Genomic DNA, 19,062 nt, shown 5'->3' with positions numbered 1-19,062 from the left:
TTCCGAAATCCCCGATTAGATGTCCAGTACTTTTGGTTGTTGAGCAGCATGGTTGTGCTCAGCGCCAGCGTAAACTTTTAGCTTACGGTACATAGCACGGCCTAGAGGACCTTTTGGCAACATACCTTTAACCGCTAACTCAAGTACCATTTCTGGCTTACGCTCAATCAGCTTCTCGAAGCTGAATGATTTCAGGCCACCTGGGAACTCAGAGTGACGGTGGTACATTTTGTTCTTAGCCTTGTTACCTGTAACAGTAACTTTCTCCGCATTAACAACGATGATGTAATCACCAGTGTCAACGTGAGGAGTGTATTCAGCTTTGTGTTTGCCACGTAGGCGAGATGCAATTTCACTTGCTAGACGGCCAAGAGTTTTACCTTCAGCGTCTACAACGTACCAGTCGCGTTTTACAGTTTCTGGTTTAGCAACGAAAGTTTTCATGCTAATAATAACCCGTTAATTTAAATTTACACTTCAAGGAGCTTTCGCTCCCACTGTCTAAGAGCCCAGTCATCACCCCTTCGAGTGGGTGGCACTCTCGGCCACAAAGGACCTGCAGTAACGGTGGGTCGCAGGATTATAGAGAAGAGCGCAGAAAAAATCACCTCTTTTTACGTAAAATCTGAAAAAAATCCAACGCCAAAGCTGCCAGATGTTTTTCTGTTTAAACTAGGTGCTCTTTCGCCAAATAATCATGGCTTTGCATCTCAATTAGTCGTGATTGGCAGCGTTTGAACTCAAACTCTAATAAACCGTGTGAGTAAAGTTCAGAAACAGCGACTTCCGCAGACACAATCAATTTTACATGCCGTTCGTAAAATTCATCCACCAAGGCAATAAAGCGTCTAGCCGCATCATCGTTGTTTTTATTCATCTGTTTTACATCGGCAAGAAGAACAGTGTGGTAGATTTTCGACAACTCAATATAGTCATATTGGCTACGCGCGGTTTGGCATAATTGAGCAAACGTGGCATACAACACACCATCACAAGCCGCATTAACTGGCACTAAACGGTGGTTCACTTCAATATGATCATCTGGTTTATGCTCAGAACTGATCAACTGCCGGAAATAACGTTGCAAGTTATCTGCAGCTTTTTCATCTAATGGATAATGATAAATTTCGGCTTGTTGTAAGGTTCGCAGACGGTAATCCACACCACTATCGACATTTAGAATATGGCAATGGGTTTCGACCAGAGCAATCGCAGGTAAAAAGCGAGCGCGTTGCAGCCCGTTACGATACAAATCTTTCGGAGCAATATTTGAAGTAGCGACCAAGACCACTCCGCGCCTAAATAGCGCTTCGAACAAAGTGCCGAGAATCATGGCGTCGGTAATATCTGAGACAAAGAATTCATCAAAACAGATAATATTCGCTTCGGCACAAAAACGATCCGCCACGATTTCGAGCGGATCACTCACTTCCGATAACGAGCGCAGCTCATCATGAACTCGATACATGAAACGATGAAAATGGACTCGTAATTTCTTGTCATTCGGCAAGGATTCAAAAAAAGTATCCATCAGATAGGTTTTGCCACGCCCAACCCCCCCCCACATATACAGCCCTTTAGGCGGAGGCGTGGGTTCGATACGCTTACCCAATAACTTATGCCACAGAGAAGGTCGTACCACTGGCTGATTTAGATAATCGATCCACTGGTGATACAGATTATCTAGGGCATCCACGGCACGAGCCTGTGCTTCATCACTATAAAAATCAGTGCGTTGCAAATCTTTTTTATATCGCTGCTTCGGAGTCATACTGGTCTACTACAGTTACAATGAGAGCCATAAACGCAAAACCACTCACATGCATTTTGCTTTATCCAACCTGACTCTCATAGTAACATGTCCCTCGTACATGTGTAACCGATGGGTAAAAAACATGTTAAATAACAACAATAAGGAGCTGTTATGCCTTGGATCTATGCCATTGCTGGATTGCTAGTGGGGATTGCTGTCGGGATGCTGATTGCTCGTTTGACTACCCCTCAATATAAGACGCAGAAGAATCTGCAAAAAGAACTCGAGAGCGCTAAATTCACTTTAGAGCAACAGCGCCAAGAGCTGTCGGATCACTTTGCTCAAACAGCAGAAATGCTCGACACCCTAGGAAAAGATTACACTAAGCTGTATCAACATATGGCGAAAACGGCTACCGATTTGATTCCCAATTTGCCAGAGCAAGACAACCCATTCAGTAAGTTGGCTCAGCAAAAAGAGAGCGAAAACAAACAACCAGAAGAACTGGAACAGCCACCCAAAGATTATGCTTTAGGTGCTACGGGTTTATTGCGTGGCGAGGAAAAAGCCATTATCCGTTCAGCGGATTTGGTGAATGCCAAAGCTAGTTAATCAATTCACACATTTCGTGGTGAACTTTGTAAAGGTTTTTGAGTCATAACTCGCAGACTGTCAGTTGAAGTTTCTTTAAGTGAACATATTTCTACTTCAACCAGACGTTAAATTGCACGAGGAGTTTATGATGAAAAAACCTTTACTTGTTTTGACTGCTCTGTCACTCAGCTTGAGTTCCATTCTCACGCCATTATCGGCAACAGCAGCACTCCCTCTCTCTGTGAGTGGAGAACAAGTCCCTAGCCTAGCCCCTATGCTCGAAAAAGTGACCCCTGCGGTAGTCAGCATTGCCGTTGAGGGTACTCAAGTTTCAAGGCAGCGCTTACCTGATCAATTTCGTTTTTTCTTCGGCCCGGATTTCCCAACTGAACAACTCCAAGAAAGACCATTTCGTGGTTTAGGTTCAGGGGTCATTATTGATGCAGCCAAAGGTTATGTCGTGACTAACTATCATGTCATTAATGGTGCGGAAAAAATTCGCGTTAAATTGCATGATGGAAGGGAGATCGACGCAGAACTCGTCGGTGGTGATGAGATGTCAGACGTCGCTTTGCTCAAGCTCAGTAAAGCCAAAAACCTCACAGAGATTAAAATTGCCGATTCAGACACACTACGGGTCGGTGACTTTGCAGTGGCCATTGGTAATCCTTTCGGTTTAGGGCAAACCGTAACCTCTGGTATTGTGTCTGCTTTAGGTCGTAGCGGTTTGAATATCGAAAACTTTGAAAACTTTATTCAAACCGATGCCGCGATCAACAGCGGAAACTCTGGTGGTGCACTCGTAAACCTCAATGGTGAACTCATCGGTATCAATACCGCCATTCTTGGCCCTAACGGTGGCAATGTCGGGATTGGTTTTGCTATCCCGTCAAATATGATGAAGAACCTTGCGGATCAAATCCTAGAGTTTGGTGAAGTTAAACGTGGCATGCTCGGCGTTCAAGGTGGGGAGATCACCTCTGAGTTAGCGGATGCATTAGGTTACGAGTCATCCAAAGGAGCATTTGTTAGCCAAGTCGTTCCAGATAGTGCAGCAGATAAAGCGGGGATCAAAGCGGGTGATATCATCACCTCACTCAATGGTAAGAAAGTTGATACTTTCTCTGAATTACGCGCCAAAGTGGCCACATTAGGAGCGGGCAAAACCATTACGCTCGGCATATTGCGTGATGGACAAGCCAAGAATATTGATGTCACTCTGGGTGAGCAGCAAAATTCCAAAACGAAGGCGGAATCACTCCATCAGGGATTGAGTGGCGCAGAATTAAGCAACACCACTGAGAGTGACCCAATCCAAGGTGTTAAAGTCACTGAGGTGCAAAAAGGTTCGGCTGCTGAATCCTATCAACTGCAAAAAGATGACATCATCATTGGTGTGAACCGTAAACGAGTAAAAAATATTGCTGAATTACGGGCGATTATGGAGAAATCACCAAATATTTTAGCGTTAAACATTCAACGCGGAGATCGTACGATTTATCTTGTTGTTCGCTAATTCACTCACCGTTACCGCCCACTTGGGCGGTAACTCCCCCACTCTTAGCCATCACCTTCCTCCTAATTATCCTAATTATCCCTTGCTCATTATGGTTCCAATGCAATTTTGGCGAAATTCATTTCCAGTGTTATTCTTGCTGACTCACAGTGAGGAATTTATTCAATATTGAGTTGAGGAAACTATGCTGAAATTTTGGGTTCGCTCAATCGGCTTCGGGCTATTGGCTGCGATTATCATCATTTTTGTCACGCCCTCACTGCGTTCAAAACTCATTCCTGCTGTTCATTCTCAGCCACGTAACATTGGCGCATTACAGATATCGTTTAACGAAGCAGTTCGTAAAGCCGCTCCTGCGGTAGTGAATATTTACAACCGCAAATACAGTGAAAATGATCGCCAGAAATTATCGACTCAAGGCTTAGGCTCTGGAGTGATAGTCAGCGAAAAAGGCTACATTATTACCAACTACCATGTGGTAGCCCAAGCAGATCAAATTGTGGTGGCATTGCAAGATGGAAGGGCTGCCGCCGCACAATTAGTCGGTAAAGATCGTCGAACCGATATTGCGATATTACGAGTAGAAGGCACTGGGTTACCGGTGATCCCACTCAACCCTGATTACCATCCCAAGGTAGGCGATGTCGTGTTAGCTATCGGCAACCCATACAATCTCGGGCAAACCACTACCTTTGGCATAATTTCAGCGACAGGTCGTTCCTCGATCAGCGCCGATGGACGCCAAGCCTTCATTCAAACCGATGCAGCGATCAATGATGGCAACTCAGGGGGAGCTTTAGTCAACACGCAAGGTGAGCTAGTAGGTATCAATACCGCCTCTTTTCAGCAAGCGACTGACCTAGAGACTTACGGCATTTCATTTGCCATACCCTATTCTCTTGCCAGTAAAATCATGACTAAAATTATTGCAGATGGACGAGTGATCCGAGGTTATATCGGAGTTGATGGTCAAGATATTAATTCAATGACCTCACGCCTACTCGGTAATGAGCATGTGGGTGGAATTATTGTTTTAGGGGTTGATCCAAATGGCCCCGCAGCGCGAGCAGGTTTTTTAGAGCAAGATATCTTACTGAAAATTGATGGTAAAAAAGTCAATGGGCGCCAAAATGTCACTGATACAGTGACCGATTTACGCCCCGGCACCGTAGTCGATTTCACCTTACTGCGTAAAGGCGAAGAGATTGTACTGCCTGTTACGATTGGAGAGGATTCTCGCGAGTAACGGAGATTTACGTTTTCACTAAGACACACTTTAGTGATCAATGAACACAAAAAAGCGGAGCCCTTGGGCTCCGCTTTTTACTACGAGAACGAGAGTTCTAGCATTACTTCTTAGCAAGCTTCTCTTTGATACGAGCAGCTTTACCAGATAGGTCACGCAGGTAGTACAGTTTGGCACGACGTACTGCACCGCGACGCTTAACTTCGATGCTATCAACTACTGGAGAGTGAGTTTGGAACGTACGCTCAACACCTTCGCCGTTAGAGATTTTACGAACGGTGAATGCTGAGTGCAGACCACGGTTACGGATTGCGATTACGATGCCTTCAAAAGCCTGTAGACGCTCACGGTCACCTTCTTTTACCTTAACTTGAACCACAACAGTGTCGCCTGGTGCAAATTGAGGCAGGTCTTGTTTCATTTGCTCTTGTTCTAGAGCCTTGATGATGTTACTCATTGTCTAAATTCCTAGAATAAACTGATACTAAATTTAATAGGTTACTGATGCTGAGTCTCTTTAATGTACTCGGCCAGTAATTGTTCCTGTTCGTCAGTCAGAGCTAGGTTTTCCAGGAGCTCCGGTCTTCTAAGCCAGGTACGGCCAAGCGACTGCTTGAGTCGCCAACGACGAATGTCCTCATGATTGCCGGATTTCAGTACCATTGGCACCTCTTTTCCATCCAATACTTCAGGACGCGTGTAGTGCGGACAATCCAACAAACCATTCGCAAAAGAATCTTCTTCTGCTGACGCAAAATCCCCTAATACTCCCGGAATAAACCGCGAGACAGAATCAATCAACGTCATGGCTGGGAGCTCCCCACCCGTCATTACGAAATCCCCAATTGACCATTCTTCGTCAACTTCAGATTCAATAATGCGTTCATCTACCCCTTCATAGCGGCCGCAAATCAGAATCAGATTCTGGTTTTGCGCCAGCTCTTCCACACCTTGTTGGTCGAGTTTTCGACCTTGCGGAGAGAGGTAAATCACTTTCGTCTTACCCGGTGACGCTTGTTTCGCAGCATGGATGGCATCGCGCAAAGGTTGCACCATCATCAACATGCCGGGACCGCCACCGTAGGGTTTATCATCGACAGTGCGACGTTTGTCATGAGCGAAATCACGAGGATTCCAAGCTTCAACTGACAATAACCCTTTTTTAACCGCCTGACCTGTTACTCCAAAATCGGTAACGCTGCGGAACATTTCAGGAAATAGGCTAACAATGCCAACCCACATGTTTCCTCGCTTATTCGATTTTTGAGTTAAAACGCAGGATCCCAGTCAACTTCGATCCGTTGAGCTTGGCGATCAACAACTTTGATCACTTGCTCTTCAAGAAACGGAATTAACCGTTCCTTTTGGCCGAAAGCATCTTTCAGATTCGCTTTCACCACGAGAACATCGTTGGAGCCTGTTTCCATCATATCGGTTACGACACCAAGGTCGTAGCCGCTGCTGGTCACAACTTGCATACCAAACAATTCACGCCAGTAGAATTCATCTTCTGACAATTCAGGTAGTGATGCGGGGTCAATCGCAATTTCAAAGTTAGTCAGCAGGTGTGCATCTTCACGGACATCAAGCCCTTGAAGTTTTACCACCCAACCTTTGTTGTGGCGTTTCCAGCCTTCTACTTTGTGCTCAACCCACTCACCCTTTTGGTCAATAAACCAAGGGCTGTAATCAAAAATACTTTCTGGATTGTCTGTGTAGGAAAAAACTTTAAGCCAGCCACGAATGCCGTAAGAAGAACCTAATTTTCCCACAACCAATCTTTCGTTTTGCTTGCCCATCGTCTCTTTACCTTTCATCGACATAAACTAGTTACTTAACAGTAATAATTAAGCCGCTTTTTGAGCGGTTTTAACTAGCTGTGCTACGCGATCAGACAGAGATGCGCCTTGTGAAACCCAATGGTTCACGCGATCTAGGTCTAGGCGCAGGCCTTCTTCTTGACCAGTAGCAGTAGGGTTAAAGAAACCTACTTTCTCGATGAAACGGCCAGTTGCTGAGTTGCGGCTATCTGCTACAACGATTTGATAGAATGGACGCTTTTTCGCGCCGTGACGTGCCAAACGAATGGTTACCATGTCGTCCTCTTTGCTTTTCAAAAATAAAATTAACCCCGAAAACCACTTTGCAAAAGTTTTACAAAATCAGTTTAGGGTCTCGTGCCAAAATAAAGCCTCGGAATTCTACTCTTATTCCGAGGCTTTGCAAGGGGTTTAGCTACTTTTTCGCCAGCTTAAAGCGCTACAAATTACCGTGACTCAGTTAACAGATTGGAAAGTTCACTGAATACTCAAGCGGTTGCGTTCGAGTGGATTAACGACCAAAGAAACCGCCGCCAAAACCACCACGGCCACCACCGCCGCCCATCAGGCCTTGCATGTTACGCATCATGCCTTTCATGCCACCTTGTTGCATTTTCTTCATCATCTTCTGCATCTGGGTAAACTGCTTGAGCAGGCGGTTTACGTCTTGCACTTGGGTACCAGAACCCGCAGCAATCCGCTTTTTACGTGAGCCCTTGATGAGATCGGGGTTTTGACGCTCTTTCATGGTCATTGAGTTGATGATGGCTTCCATCTGCTTGAAAACGCGATCATCCACTTTATCTTTCATATCCGCCGGCAGTTGAGACATTCCGGGCAGTTTATCGAGCATCCCCATCATGCCGCCCATGTTTTTCATCTGACCTAACTGCTCACGAAAGTCTTCTAAATCAAAGCCTTTCTTCTCTTTGAATTTTTTCGCGAGTTTTTCAGCTTTCTCTTGGTCAACGTTGCGCTGCAGATCCTCGATCAGCGACAGAACATCACCCATACCGAGAATACGTGAAGCAATACGATCAGGGTGGAAAGGCTCCAACGCATCGGTTTTCTCACCGACACCGATAAATTTGATCGGCTTACCGGTAATATGGCGTACCGACAACGCTGCACCGCCACGCGCATCACCATCGACCTTGGTCAGGATCACCCCTGTTAGCGGCAATGCATCACCAAACGCTTTCGCGGTATTCGCGGCATCTTGACCGGTCATAGCATCGACCACGAACAGCGTTTCAACCGGATTGATCGCTTTATGCAGCGCCTGAATCTCGGCCATCATCTGTTCATCAATCGCTAAACGACCTGCGGTATCGACAATCAGTACGTCGTAGAATTTCTTCTTAGCGTGGTCAATCGCAGCGTTAGCGATATCAATCGGTTTTTGATCCGGTGTGGACGGGAAGAAATCAACGCCTAAATCATTGGCTAATGTTTCAAGCTGCTTGATCGCCGCAGGGCGATACACGTCAGCGGAAACCACCAACACTTTCTTCTTATCACGCTCTTTTAGGAGCTTAGAGAGTTTGCCAACGGACGTGGTTTTACCCGCACCTTGCAAACCGGCCATCAAAATAACCGCAGGTGGCTGAGCGGCAAGATTCAACGCTTCGTTGGATTCGCCCATCACCGCTTCTAATTGTTGACGGACGATTTTGATGAACTCTTGACCCGGAGTCAGAGATTTAGAAACTTCGACACCAACGGCACCTTCTTTGACGCGATTAACAAAATCACGAACAACAGGCAGCGCAACGTCGGCCTCTAACAGCGCCATGCGCACTTCGCGCAGGGTATCTTTAATGTTGTCTTCAGTAAGACGACCTTTGCCGCTGATATTTTTCAGCGTTTTGGACAATCGATCGGTTAAATTCTCAAACATCTTTTTCTCTTCGCTAAGCGGCGATAAATTGGCGTGAGTATACCTTAGACAAACGGACAGGCATACCCGTAGCGCATTGCGGAGATTCACGAAAGTTCAATTGACCTGTTTTTTGTGTTCTATGCTCTCAAAAACGAAGGTGATCCAAAGTAGCCCATTGGCACAGAGCAAGGTATAATTCGCCCACTTAACCCTTATCTATGTGGCAGGTATGGACAACTTAATCGCGATTGCTGCGGCGATGTTATATCTCTTGTCGATTGCGACTATCGTACCCGGGTTGGTTAATCAAACCGGGATCCGAGCGAAAACCGTGTTTATCAGTGCAGCGATTGCATTGTTGTTTCATGGTTGGCTACTGAGTGATTTGATTCTGCACAGCGGTGGACAAAATCTGAGTATCCTCAATGTAGCATCGTTAATCAGCTTCATTATCTCTTTGGTAATGAGCGTAGCCATGTTTAAAACTCGGTTATGGTTTTTGTTGCCTGTCGCTTACAGCTTTTCGGCAATCAATCTTTCTGCAGCCACTTTTCTGCCTGGTACCTTTATTACTCATTTAGAGAATGATCCCAAGCTGCTGTTACACATCTCTTTGGCATTATTCTCTTACTCAACCTTGAGCATCGGGGCTTTATACGCATTACAACTGGCTTGGCTCGACCATAAGTTGAAAAATAAAAAAGTCTTCTCGATCAATCCCAACCTGCCACCGCTACTCATGGTTGAACGACAACTCTTCAAAATCATTCTGATTGGCAATCTATTACTGACAGGGACACTACTTAGCGGCTTTATCTTCGTTCAGGATATGTTTGCCCAAGGTAAAGCACATAAAGCCATTTTGTCGTTTGTGGCTTGGATTGTGTATTCCATTTTACTCTGGGGTCATTACCGTAAAGGTTGGCGTGGAAAAAAAGTCACTTGGTTTGCCGTCGCGGGAGCCACTTTGCTCACCTTGGCATATTTTGGTAGCCGCTTTGTACGTGAGATCATTTTGCGCTGAACAAGATTCATCAACCTGTCATTTGACACATAAGATAAATTCAGCCTTTAATTAAAAATCTGTCATAAGGAAAATTCGCGTTTTGGACGACATATCAACGGGTATCTTATTTGCGCTACTCGCGTGTCTCATTGTTATTTCTGCCTACTTCTCCGGTTCTGAAACCGGCATGATGGCTCTCAACCGTTACCGTTTAAAGCATTTAGCCAACAGTGGCAACAAAGGTGCCAAACGAGTTGAAAAGCTCTTGGATCGCCCAGATCGTTTGATTGGCCTAATTTTGATTGGTAATAACCTCGTCAATATTCTCGCATCGGCAATTGCGACCATTATTGGTATGCGTTTGTATGGGGACTTAGGCGTTGCGATTGCGACAGGTGCCTTGACCTTGGTGATCTTGGTCTTTGCTGAAGTGACCCCAAAAACCTTAGCCGCACTCTACCCAGAACGTGTTTCTTACGCGAGCAGCGTACTGCTGACCATTTTGATGAAAGTGCTTTCACCGCTGGTTCTGTTTATCAATGTCATCACCAATGGTCTGATCCGTATTCTGGGGATTTCACCGAAGCATAGCAAAGGGGATCACCTAAGCTCAGAAGAACTGCGTACCGTCGTGAATGAAGCCGGCGGCCTTATTCCTCGTCGTCACCAAGATATGTTGTTGTCGATCCTCGATCTTGAACATGTCACCGTAAACGACATTATGATCCCACGTAATGAGATTTCAGGGATCAACATCAATGATGATTGGAAGTCGATCACTCGTCAGCTCGCACACTCGCCTCATGGCCGAGTGGTGTTATATCGCGACAAAATTGATGAGGTGGTGGGGATCCTGCGTTTGCGTGAAGCTTCGCGCTTTATGTTGGATAAAAATGAATTTAATAAAGAGATGCTGCTGCGTGCCGCCGATGAAATCTACTTTATTCCTGAAGGAACGCCACTTAACGTTCAGTTGCTCAAATTCCAACGCAATAAAGAGCGGATTGGTTTAATCGTGGATGAATACGGCGAAATCATTGGTTTAACCACGCTCGAAGATATTTTGGAAGAGATTGTGGGTGAGTTTACCACCTCCATGTCTCCGAGCTTGGCGGATGAAATTACTCCACAAAGCGATGGCAGCTTCTTAATAGAAGGCAGTGCCAACATTCGAGATATCAACAAAAGCCTCAAGTGGAAACTCCCCACAGATGGGCCTCGTACCTTGAACGGTTTGATTCTAGAACACCTAGAAGAGATCCCCGCTAGCCATTTGAGTGTGAAAGTGGCTCAGCACAAAATGGAGATTATCGAATTGGAAGAGAACCGGATTAAGTTGGTAAAGGTTTACCCAAGAAAAACCAAAGCCAGTCTGGTTTAACATAAACGCTCAAACAAAAGCCCGAACAAACATTCGGGCTTTTGCATTCTTCGCGTTCACCGCAAAGTGCGGTAGTCATCGATTTAGTGAACCTTGAGTTCATTAAGCATAGCGTCAGGCAGCGCCAGCTCATCGTTGCGATTTACCGAGATACCCGCCGCAATCACTTTCTGCGCAATGCCTTTGGCTTCTTCTAGCGAATGCATTGCGGCTGTGCCGCATTGGTATTCGTTGAGCTCAGGAATTTTATCTTGGCTTTCCACTTTTAACACATCTTGCATCGCGGCTAGCCAAGCCTGCGCGACTTGCTGCTCTGTTGGTGCCCCAATCAGGCTCATGTAGAAACCGGTACGACACCCCATCGGAGAAATATCAATGATTTCCACTTGGCCACCATTGAGATGAGCACGCATAAAACCCGCGTACAAATGCTCTAAGGTATGAATACCGCGCTCAGACAGAATGTCTTTGTTTGGCACAGTAAAGCGCAAATCAAATACGGTAATCGTATCCCCTTTTGGGGTTTGCATGGTTTTCGCAACACGCACAGCCGGGGCATTCATCCGAGTGTGATCAACCGTAAAACTGTCTAGTAATGGCATTTCCTTTCTCCCTTTCTGGCTCGTCTTACTGCGTGCCAATCAATAACTAACCCTAAACTGTCGCCTGCAAATACGCAAAATATTGCGTTAAGTAAGCATCAAAACTGAGCGTATCTTGCGCTTCAATCTGCGCTTGCGCTTCTGTTGATCGACCCACTTCCTGTTCCATTTCTGCTTGCGAATAAAATTGATATTGATGCTGTAAATTAGCCGCTCGATATTCGTTGCCTAATGCACACCCCGTTTTCCCTAGACCGCCGTGCTGTTTAATCTCCGCTAAAATCTGAGCAGAAAGCGTTAGCTCAGGGTGATCAATCCAACTCTCCAACTTCTCGCACACGTCCTGATAAGCAGTACCGCCTAAGGATGCATCCATCGTTTCCGCTATCACACGTAAATCGGCAAACACTCGCTTCGCCCATGCTTGTAAGGTTAACACTTCGCCGTGACAACCAATTTGCAGTTCTAAGCCCGGTTTACGGCCTTCCAACACCACTTTACGCCAATTATCGCGCCAACATCCGAGTTCACAACCATCCATCGGATCCGAGTCTGAGAGTGCCGTCCAAGCCAAAAATAGATCAAGGAAACGAACCTGATCTTCATCGATACCAATTGGGCTAAATGGATTCACATCAAGCGAGCGTACTTCAATATACTCAACCCCAGCACGCGCTAGAGCTTGAGATGGGCGTTCACCACTTTGCGTCACTCGTTTCGGGCGAATCGGTGCATACAGTTCATTTTCGATTTGCAGCACGTTGCTATTGAGCTGGCGGTATTCCCCCTCAACCTTCACCCCAAGTTTTGCAAACTCTTGTGATGGCGTGCGGATCGCTTCATTCAATCCTTGCAGGTACTGTTCAATGCTGTTGAAACCAATTTGCAGCACACTTTGCGCACTGTTGGTATAACCCAAATCACTTAAACGCAGTGATGTGGCATAAGGTAAATAGAGCGTTTTACCAATCGACTCAAACGGTAGATCCGTTTTGCGCCCCTGTAAGAAAGAAGAGCAAATGGCTGGCGATGCACCAAACAAATACGGGATCAACCAACCAAAGCGGTAATAGTTACGAATGACACCAAAATAAGCGGCTGATTTACTGGCTTGGCGTGCTTGTGGATCTTGCTCGCCATACAGCGCATCCCAAAAAGAATCCGGGAATGAAAAATTGAAATGCACGCCGGAGATAATCTGCATTAGGCTACCATAGCGTCGTTTCAGCCCTTCCCGATACAAGGTTTTCATTTTCCCTGTATTGGATGAACCGTATTGCGCCAACACGATGCCCTCTTCGCTGCCCACATAACAAGGCATCGACAATGGCCACAGTTTTTCATTGCCCAGTTTGGTTTGCGCGAAATGATGAATATCCGACATCTGGGCGATAAGCGTATCCACCTCATGTGAAACCGGAGTAATGAATTCAAGCAAAGATTCGGCAAAGTCGGTGGTGATCCAACGGTGTGTTAATGCTGAGCCCAGTTCTTTCGGGTGTGGCGTTTGCGTGAGTGCACCTTCCGGCGTGTAACGCAATGATTCGCGCTCCAGTCCACGGCTAAAGTTTTGAAATACTTCTGGTTTATTTGCAACTGTTTGTAGTCGCTCGGCAAATTTACTCAAAATACGCTTCGCTTATGTCGGTGGTTATAATCGAATGCCGTCTCTTAAGCCGACAGCTTAAGTAGCATAGCGAGTGTGGGGCGTACAACGCCCCACTAATAAATGTGTACTCTAGCGGATGATTTCAAGCTCTTCTAGCGCGATACCTAACTTTTCCAACTGGGGCTTAAGTTGCTTAGTATCACCGACCACAATGATCTGATAGTCATCGGGATTAAACCATTTCGCCGCTAACTGATTGAGTGTAGAACGCTTTACGCTTTTCACTATCTCATTACGCTGCTGCAAATAGTCACGATCTAAGCTATAGGTCAAAATGCTTGAAATCAGCTGCGCTTTTTGTGCTGGTGTTTCATACAACAACGCATCTTGTTGACCGACTGCCAAACGTAAAAATTTCATTTCTTCTTCTGTGATGCCAGTTTGACTGAATTGACGCATCTCTTTGATCATTTCTTGGATCGCGTCCACCGTCACATCTGCCCGTACTGGCGCATTGAACACAATCGCACCAATTTCACGGTTGCTCGCAAAATAACTCCCAGCACCATAGGTATAACCTTTATCCTCACGCAAGTTGAGATTAATGCGGCTATTAAAGTTACCCGCTAGGTTAAAGTTTGCCAATTGAGTTAAGTAAAGTTCATCCGTTGCATCGAAAGGAAGCCCTTTACGTACCATACGAACAATACTTTGTGGGGCTCCCGGTTTATCCACTAGGTAGATTTTTTGTTGGGTTAAATTGGGCACGACTTGAGGGTTGATCAGTGGCGCGGCTTCACCTTTCCAATCGGCAATAAATTGCAATTGCTGACGAATATCTCGTGCACTGATGTCACCCACTACCGCAATTTGTGCACCATGAGGTGTGTAATGCTGACGGTAGAATTGCTGGACATCGTTAAGGGTCAATGAAGCAACGGATGCTTCCGTTCCATCCCCAGCACGAGCAAATAGGCTGTTACCCCACAACACTTGGCGTGTAGCTTGTGAAGCCAACCAGCTCGGTTGCTGATGTTGGTACACCAGTCCTTGCAACATCTGTTGTTGTAAGCGAGCAAAATCGGCTTTGCTAAAAGCAGGGGTTAACAGTATTTCTTGCACCACGTTTAACGTTTCAGGTAGGTTTTTCTTCAAGCTAGAGACAACAATGCTGGTTGAATAAGGCCCTGCGGCGACTTGAATACTCGAACCTAACGTATCCAGTTGAGCTTGAATTTGTTCTGCGCTACGGCTTTGGCTACCTTCTTGCAGTAAGCTCGCGGTCAAATTAGCCAGTCCTTCTTTACCGATCGCGACTTGGCGCTCACCCGCTGGTAGTTCGATCTCAATCAGTACCGTGGGGGTTTCACTGGTTTGAGTGCCAAGTAGCTGCGCACCATTGTCAAAATAAACATCGTATAACGTTGGTGAACGAGCTTGCACGGCTTCGGCGACTTGTGGCATGAGTGAGCGATCAAAGCTGTCTTGCACTTCACGATACGCGAGTTGATCATCACCAATTTTTTGGTGCTCAGGCAGCTTACGAGCGGGGGTAATAAATGTTGCAGGACGCACCGCGAAATCAGTTTTGCCTTTTGCTACCACACTTAAGGTCACTTTAGGTTGGCCATCAAGGTAACGAGTAAATACTTGCTGTAGTGATGCGGGAGTGACTGCGCGGATTTTCTCAAGCTGGCTTTCGATGCGATCTGGCTGATTAAAGAAAGTCTGATTGGCTGCCAATTGGCTAACTTTGCCTTTGACACTCTCTAACGCAAAAACGGCATTGGCTTCTTCCATTCCTGTGATTTGCTCTAAGCGCTGTCTCGATATCCCTTGTTGCTTAAATTTTTCTAACGCTTGCATAGTTTCTTGATACAAGGGTGCCAACTTACCTTCCGCGCCAGAAGGCGCCATGGCATAAACATAAAAAGTACAAGCAAGCTCAGCACAATCTTGGAAGGCTCCTGCATCCACTGCTTTTTGAGTTTTGACTAACTCTTGGTACAAAAAGCTGTTGTTACCACTGCCCAAGACACTGGCCAGTGCATCCAGCGCAACTTCATCATTCGAGCCTAAATACTGAGTCGGCCAGCCGATCAGCAGCATCGGCTGCTGCACACGATCTTCTAAGGTGATATAGCGATCTTCCGTCAAACGTGCAGGCTGTTTAGGTGCATCCACCACTTCTGGGCCTTTCGGGATCGAGCCAAAGTATTTTTGAACCCAAGCTAAGGTTTGTTTAACATCCAGATCGCCACCTATGGTTAACACCGCATTATTTGGGCCATACCAACGAAGGAAAAAGGCTTTTAGATCATTAACATCAACCTGATCAAGATCGCTGACATAGCCAATGGTTTGCCAAGAATATGGATGCCCTTCGGGATAAAGCGCCTCACTCATTTTTTCCCACATCAAGCCGTATGGGCGGTTATCATAATTCTGAGCGCGCTCGTTTTTGACGGTGTCACGCTGGATTTCAAACTTACGCTGCGAAACCGCATCAAGCAAAAAGCCCATTCGATCCGCTTCTAACCACAACATTTTCTCCAGTTGATTCGCGGGTACCGTTTCAAAATAATTGGTACGGTCACGATTGGTGGTGCCATTTAATGAGCCTCCCGCTTCAGTGATCAAACGGAAATGCTGCTGATCCCCCACATGCTTCGAACCTTGAAACATCATGTGTTCAAAGAAATGAGCAAAGCCTGATTTACCTGTTTCTTCTCGGGCAGATCCGACATGATAAGTCACATCAACATGCACCAAAGGATCGGAACGATCTGGCGACAAAATTACCGTTAACCCATTATCCAAGCGATATTTCGAGTACGGGATCATCACTTTACCCGGCTCGGCTTTAACCTCTTCAACTAAGGTGACGCCTTTCGGCAGAGAAGAAAATAGAGGGAATGAGGTATCAGAAGCACTACATCCCGCCAACAACAGCAGAGAAAATCCAAACAACGCGACTTTTCTCATCACATCTCCTTAAAACAAACCGTAATACAGCGCAGCGAGTAATGAATAACGCAGAGCCTTACCAATCAAAATCATCAAAAAAGCAGGGAGCATTTTTAAACGTAGCCAACCTGCCGCGAAGCAGAGTGGGTCACCAATAATCGGCAACCAACTCCCCAGCAGCGCCCAATAACCATAACGTTGCAGCCAGAGCTTGGCTTTATGACCTTGTTTTTGCGTGGGAGTTCGATGCGGAAGCCATAAACCTAACCAATAGTTAGTCATGCCACCTAGAGTATTACCTGCCGTAGAAACAGCTACAATCAACCAAACTGAATGCTGGGCGAGCGACAAACTGGCTAACAAAGCCGCTTCAGAGCCGCCAGGTAACAAAGTGGCGCTGAGAAAGCCGCTCCAAAACAGCAAACTGAGCGGCGATTCAGCCAGTAGAGAGGTCAGTGGCGCTGAAAATTCATGCAGCCACTCTAGCATTTCATATCAAGAAGCAACTTGCCTCGAGTGTGTCCAGATTCAATCTGCTCATGGGCTCTTGCCGCATCTAACAGTGAATAGATGTGCTGAATTTCGATTTTCAGCAGCCCAACACTGACCATATACAGCATAGTGTCGAGTTGCTCAGGATTCGGGTCAACGAGCATACCCGTGGCTTCAAAACCCAGTAGTTTTGCTTTTTCACAAATCAGCTCGGCCGTTAACGTTGGAACCGTAATCACTCGCGCATTATCTTTTAAGCATTTCAGTGCATCCAAGGCGGCATCGCCACCAACCAAGTCAATCAACACATCAACCTCTTCCAGACGCTGTGAAACTGGCGCAAATTGGTAGTTGATGGCATGTGCACCAAGAGTGGCAAGATAGTCTAAATTCACCTCGCTGCAGGTGGTAAACACTTCCGCTTTAGCCGCTAGTGCAATTTGTACCGCGATGTGACCCACACCGCCTGCGCCGGCTAATATCAAGACTCGCTCACCTTCTTGTACTTGTGCTTTACTGAGTGCTTGCGCTGCCGTTTGCCCAGCCAAAGGCAAAGCTGCTGCGGCTTCGAGCGTCACAGCATCGGGGACTAAGCTCAGTTCTTGCTCAGGCACACAAATGTATTGGCTATAACCTCCACCTCGCAGTGGAAAGCCAATAAACCCTGCCACGTTATCACGCTCTTTAAGGCGGCTAACCCCCTCACCTAACGCGACAACTCGTCCGGAGATATCGTAACCTGGCGTCCACGGCAGTTTGTCTTTGTTTTGCGCAGCCGCCCAACCTAAACCAGCTCGGGTTTTCACATCGATAGGGTTAACACTCGCAAAAGCAACTTTCACTAACACTTCCCCTGCTTTAGGCGTTGGGATCGGTAAAGTGTGTACAGCCAGCACCTCTGGTGTACCAAATTGGGTAATGACGATTTGTTTGTTTTCCATTTCCACTATCCCTATCGCGCGAATAAAAAGGGATGCCGAAGCATCCCTTTGAATATATACCAATTTCTTTAAATTCGTTAACTTTGCGTTGCTATTTTGAGCAGATCGTAGCCATGTTTCCCTTAGCCAACTAAAGCAAGCAACACACCCGCAGCAACAGCAGAACCTAACACGCCTGCCACATTCGGCCCCATAGCATGCATCAATAAGAAGTTTTGCGGGTTTGCCTCTAAGCCGACTTTGTTCACCACGCGAGCGGCCATTGGCACAGCCGAAACGCCAGCAGCGCCAATCAGCGGGTTAATATCCTCTTTGGAAAACTTATTGAGAATCTTCGCCATGATCACGCCGCCAGCAGTACCAATACTGAATGCCGCCGCACCGAGCGCGAGGATGCCTAACGTCTCCAAGTTCAAGAACTTGTCTGCTTGCAGTTTTGAACCGACACCAAGACCGAGAAAAATAGTCACGATATTGATCAGCTCGTTTTGGGCGGTTTTGGATAAACGATCGACCACACCCGATTCACGCATTAAGTTTCCTAAGCAGAACATACCCACTAGAGGCGTTGCTGCTGGTAAAAACAATATGGTCATCAAAAGCACGACTAATGGAAAAATGATCTTTTCAGTTTTGCCCACATGACGCAGTTGAGCCATTTTAATTTTGCGCTCTTCTGGCGTGGTCAGTGCTTTCATGATCGGCGGCTGAATGATGGGGACGAGCGCCATGTAGCTATATGCAGCTACCGCAATCGCTCCCAGCAAATCCGGAGACAGACGGCTCGCGAGGAAAATCGCCGTCGGGCCATCTGCACCACCGATAATCGCAATCGATGAAGCGTCCGCCATGGTAAACTCCATTCCCGGTACAAAGTTCAGCAAGATCGCACCAAACAAGGTGGCGAAAATACCTAACTGAGCTGCAGCCCCTAACCACAAAGTTTTCGGGTTGGCGATCAACGCACCAAAATCCGTCATGGCTCCTACGCCCATAAAAATCAGCAATGGGAACACGCCAGACTCAATCCCTACGTGATAAATGTAATACAGTAAACCGCCCGGCTCAGTGAAACCTGCTTCTGGGATATTGGCAAGCACAGCACCAAAGCCTATCGGCAACAGCAGTAGCGGTTCAAATCCTTTACGGATCGCCAAAAATAGCAGCAGACAGCCAACCATGATCATGATGATCTGCCCTAACTCAAAGTTAGCAATCCCCGTTTCTTGCCATAAGGTAATTAATCCGTCCAT

General features: G+C 46.4%; 18 protein-coding genes. 5 read left to right on the top strand and 13 right to left on the bottom strand.

Features of this window, described 5'->3' with window-relative positions; genetic code table 11:
* Positions 1–15: 15 nt before the first annotated feature.
* Entirely contained in the window at positions 16–444 is a 429-nt protein-coding gene (gene rplM / locus MKA69_RS06970; RefSeq protein WP_000847599.1) for a 50S ribosomal protein L13, read from the bottom strand.
* A gap of 223 nt (positions 445–667) precedes the next feature.
* Positions 668–1,771, bottom strand: coding sequence for a cell division protein ZapE (gene zapE, locus MKA69_RS06965; protein WP_000188006.1), 1,104 nt, complete (start codon positions 1,769–1,771; stop codon positions 668–670).
* Between the two features lie 153 nt (positions 1,772–1,924).
* On the opposite strand from zapE, the gene zapG reads away from it, so the two are divergent.
* The 3 genes from zapG (at position 1,925) to degS (ending at position 5,109) form a co-directional block, all read left to right on the top strand.
* Complete coding sequence (gene zapG / locus MKA69_RS06960) at positions 1,925–2,365, top strand: Z-ring associated protein ZapG (RefSeq protein WP_055029848.1); 441 nt, start codon at positions 1,925–1,927, stop codon at positions 2,363–2,365.
* Positions 2,366–2,495: 130 nt separating this feature from the next.
* Positions 2,496–3,863 carry a DegQ family serine endoprotease gene (locus MKA69_RS06955; protein WP_055033955.1) on the top strand — a complete coding sequence of 456 codons (1,368 nt, stop codon included), beginning with the start codon at positions 2,496–2,498 and terminating at the stop codon, positions 3,861–3,863.
* 184 nt (positions 3,864–4,047) lie between these two features.
* Entirely contained in the window at positions 4,048–5,109 is a 1,062-nt protein-coding gene (gene degS / locus MKA69_RS06950; protein ID WP_000911598.1) for an outer membrane-stress sensor serine endopeptidase DegS, read from the top strand.
* A 103-nt stretch (positions 5,110–5,212) separates the two neighbouring features.
* On the opposite strand, the gene rplS is transcribed toward degS, so the two are convergent.
* The 5 genes from rplS to ffh form a co-directional block, all read right to left on the bottom strand.
* Positions 5,213–5,566: a 50S ribosomal protein L19 gene (gene rplS, locus MKA69_RS06945; RefSeq protein ID WP_000065250.1), complete on the bottom strand. Its 354-nt coding sequence runs from the start codon at positions 5,564–5,566 to the stop codon at positions 5,213–5,215.
* A 41-nt stretch (positions 5,567–5,607) separates the two neighbouring features.
* Positions 5,608–6,351 carry a tRNA (guanosine(37)-N1)-methyltransferase TrmD gene (trmD, locus tag MKA69_RS06940; protein WP_000270020.1) on the bottom strand — a complete coding sequence of 248 codons (744 nt, stop codon included), beginning with the start codon at positions 6,349–6,351 and terminating at the stop codon, positions 5,608–5,610.
* Between the two features lie 26 nt (positions 6,352–6,377).
* The gene (rimM, locus tag MKA69_RS06935) at positions 6,378–6,932 is read right to left on the bottom strand and encodes a ribosome maturation factor RimM (RefSeq protein ID WP_000061901.1); all 555 of its coding nucleotides are present in this window, start codon (positions 6,930–6,932) and stop codon (positions 6,378–6,380) included.
* 24 nt (positions 6,933–6,956) lie between these two features.
* Positions 6,957–7,205, bottom strand: a complete 249-nt coding sequence (rpsP, locus tag MKA69_RS06930) for a 30S ribosomal protein S16 (protein ID WP_000256449.1) — start codon at positions 7,203–7,205, stop codon at positions 6,957–6,959.
* A 235-nt stretch (positions 7,206–7,440) separates the two neighbouring features.
* Complete coding sequence (gene ffh / locus MKA69_RS06925) at positions 7,441–8,829, bottom strand: signal recognition particle protein (protein ID WP_305847743.1); 1,389 nt, start codon at positions 8,827–8,829, stop codon at positions 7,441–7,443.
* 211 nt (positions 8,830–9,040) lie between these two features.
* Here ffh and MKA69_RS06920 point away from each other — a divergent pair, with 211 nt between their 5' ends.
* On the top strand, positions 9,041–9,835 hold the full coding sequence (locus MKA69_RS06920) for an inner membrane protein YpjD (RefSeq protein ID WP_000369276.1): 795 nt from the start codon (positions 9,041–9,043) through the stop codon (positions 9,833–9,835).
* 82 nt (positions 9,836–9,917) lie between these two features.
* A complete protein-coding gene (locus MKA69_RS06915) occupies positions 9,918–11,198 on the top strand; it encodes an HlyC/CorC family transporter (RefSeq protein WP_305847742.1) in 1,281 nt (426 codons plus the stop codon).
* Positions 11,199–11,281: 83 nt separating this feature from the next.
* Here MKA69_RS06915 and luxS read toward each other — a convergent pair whose 3' ends face one another.
* From luxS to MKA69_RS06885, 6 genes are all read right to left on the bottom strand, one after another.
* On the bottom strand, positions 11,282–11,800 hold the full coding sequence (gene luxS / locus MKA69_RS06910; protein ID WP_055031748.1) for an S-ribosylhomocysteine lyase: 519 nt from the start codon (positions 11,798–11,800) through the stop codon (positions 11,282–11,284).
* Between the two features lie 52 nt (positions 11,801–11,852).
* Positions 11,853–13,427, bottom strand: a complete 1,575-nt coding sequence (gshA, locus tag MKA69_RS06905) for a glutamate--cysteine ligase (protein WP_055064079.1) — start codon at positions 13,425–13,427, stop codon at positions 11,853–11,855.
* Between the two features lie 111 nt (positions 13,428–13,538).
* Entirely contained in the window at positions 13,539–16,394 is a 2,856-nt protein-coding gene (locus MKA69_RS06900) for a pitrilysin family protein (RefSeq protein ID WP_305847741.1), read from the bottom strand.
* Between the two features lie 9 nt (positions 16,395–16,403).
* Entirely contained in the window at positions 16,404–16,865 is a 462-nt protein-coding gene (locus MKA69_RS06895) for a YqaA family protein (RefSeq protein ID WP_305847740.1), read from the bottom strand.
* Positions 16,859–17,809 (bottom strand): NADP-dependent oxidoreductase, encoded by a 951-nt coding sequence (locus MKA69_RS06890; RefSeq protein WP_305847739.1) that lies wholly within the window; start codon positions 17,807–17,809, stop codon positions 16,859–16,861. The genes MKA69_RS06895 and MKA69_RS06890 overlap by 7 nt, the downstream gene beginning before the upstream one ends.
* A gap of 122 nt (positions 17,810–17,931) precedes the next feature.
* Complete coding sequence (locus MKA69_RS06885; protein ID WP_055029838.1) at positions 17,932–19,062, bottom strand: sodium ion-translocating decarboxylase subunit beta; 1,131 nt, start codon at positions 19,060–19,062, stop codon at positions 17,932–17,934.

This window comes from Vibrio sp. AH4 (assembly GCF_030710545.1).
Taxonomy (GTDB): domain Bacteria; phylum Pseudomonadota; class Gammaproteobacteria; order Enterobacterales; family Vibrionaceae; genus Vibrio; species Vibrio metoecus.
This window is presented reverse-complemented; position numbering and strand designations above follow the sequence as displayed.

Bases quoted from the DNA above. Each gene is read 5' to 3' on its own strand.
- MKA69_RS06890 (WP_305847739.1), bottom strand. From the start codon at position 17,809: ATGGAAAACAAACAAATCGTCATTACCCAATTTGGTACACCAGAGGTG.
- ffh (WP_305847743.1), bottom strand. From the start codon at position 8,829: ATGTTTGAGAATTTAACCGATCGATTGTCCAAAACGCTGAAAAATATC.
- MKA69_RS06895 (WP_305847740.1), bottom strand. From the start codon at position 16,865: ATGCTAGAGTGGCTGCATGAATTTTCAGCGCCACTGACCTCTCTACTG.
- luxS (WP_055031748.1), bottom strand. From the start codon at position 11,800: ATGCCATTACTAGACAGTTTTACGGTTGATCACACTCGGATGAATGCC.
- rpsP (WP_000256449.1), bottom strand. From the start codon at position 7,205: ATGGTAACCATTCGTTTGGCACGTCACGGCGCGAAAAAGCGTCCATTC.
- rplS (WP_000065250.1), bottom strand. From the start codon at position 5,566: ATGAGTAACATCATCAAGGCTCTAGAACAAGAGCAAATGAAACAAGAC.
- rplM (WP_000847599.1), bottom strand. From the start codon at position 444: ATGAAAACTTTCGTTGCTAAACCAGAAACTGTAAAACGCGACTGGTAC.
- MKA69_RS06885 (WP_055029838.1), bottom strand. From the start codon at position 19,062: ATGGACGGATTAATTACCTTATGGCAAGAAACGGGGATTGCTAACTTT.
- rimM (WP_000061901.1), bottom strand. From the start codon at position 6,932: ATGTCGATGAAAGGTAAAGAGACGATGGGCAAGCAAAACGAAAGATTG.
- MKA69_RS06955 (WP_055033955.1), top strand. From the start codon at position 2,496: ATGAAAAAACCTTTACTTGTTTTGACTGCTCTGTCACTCAGCTTGAGT.
- degS (WP_000911598.1), top strand. From the start codon at position 4,048: ATGCTGAAATTTTGGGTTCGCTCAATCGGCTTCGGGCTATTGGCTGCG.
- MKA69_RS06920 (WP_000369276.1), top strand. From the start codon at position 9,041: ATGGACAACTTAATCGCGATTGCTGCGGCGATGTTATATCTCTTGTCG.
- zapG (WP_055029848.1), top strand. From the start codon at position 1,925: ATGCCTTGGATCTATGCCATTGCTGGATTGCTAGTGGGGATTGCTGTC.
- trmD (WP_000270020.1), bottom strand. From the start codon at position 6,351: ATGTGGGTTGGCATTGTTAGCCTATTTCCTGAAATGTTCCGCAGCGTT.
- zapE (WP_000188006.1), bottom strand. From the start codon at position 1,771: ATGACTCCGAAGCAGCGATATAAAAAAGATTTGCAACGCACTGATTTT.
- MKA69_RS06900 (WP_305847741.1), bottom strand. From the start codon at position 16,394: ATGAGAAAAGTCGCGTTGTTTGGATTTTCTCTGCTGTTGTTGGCGGGA.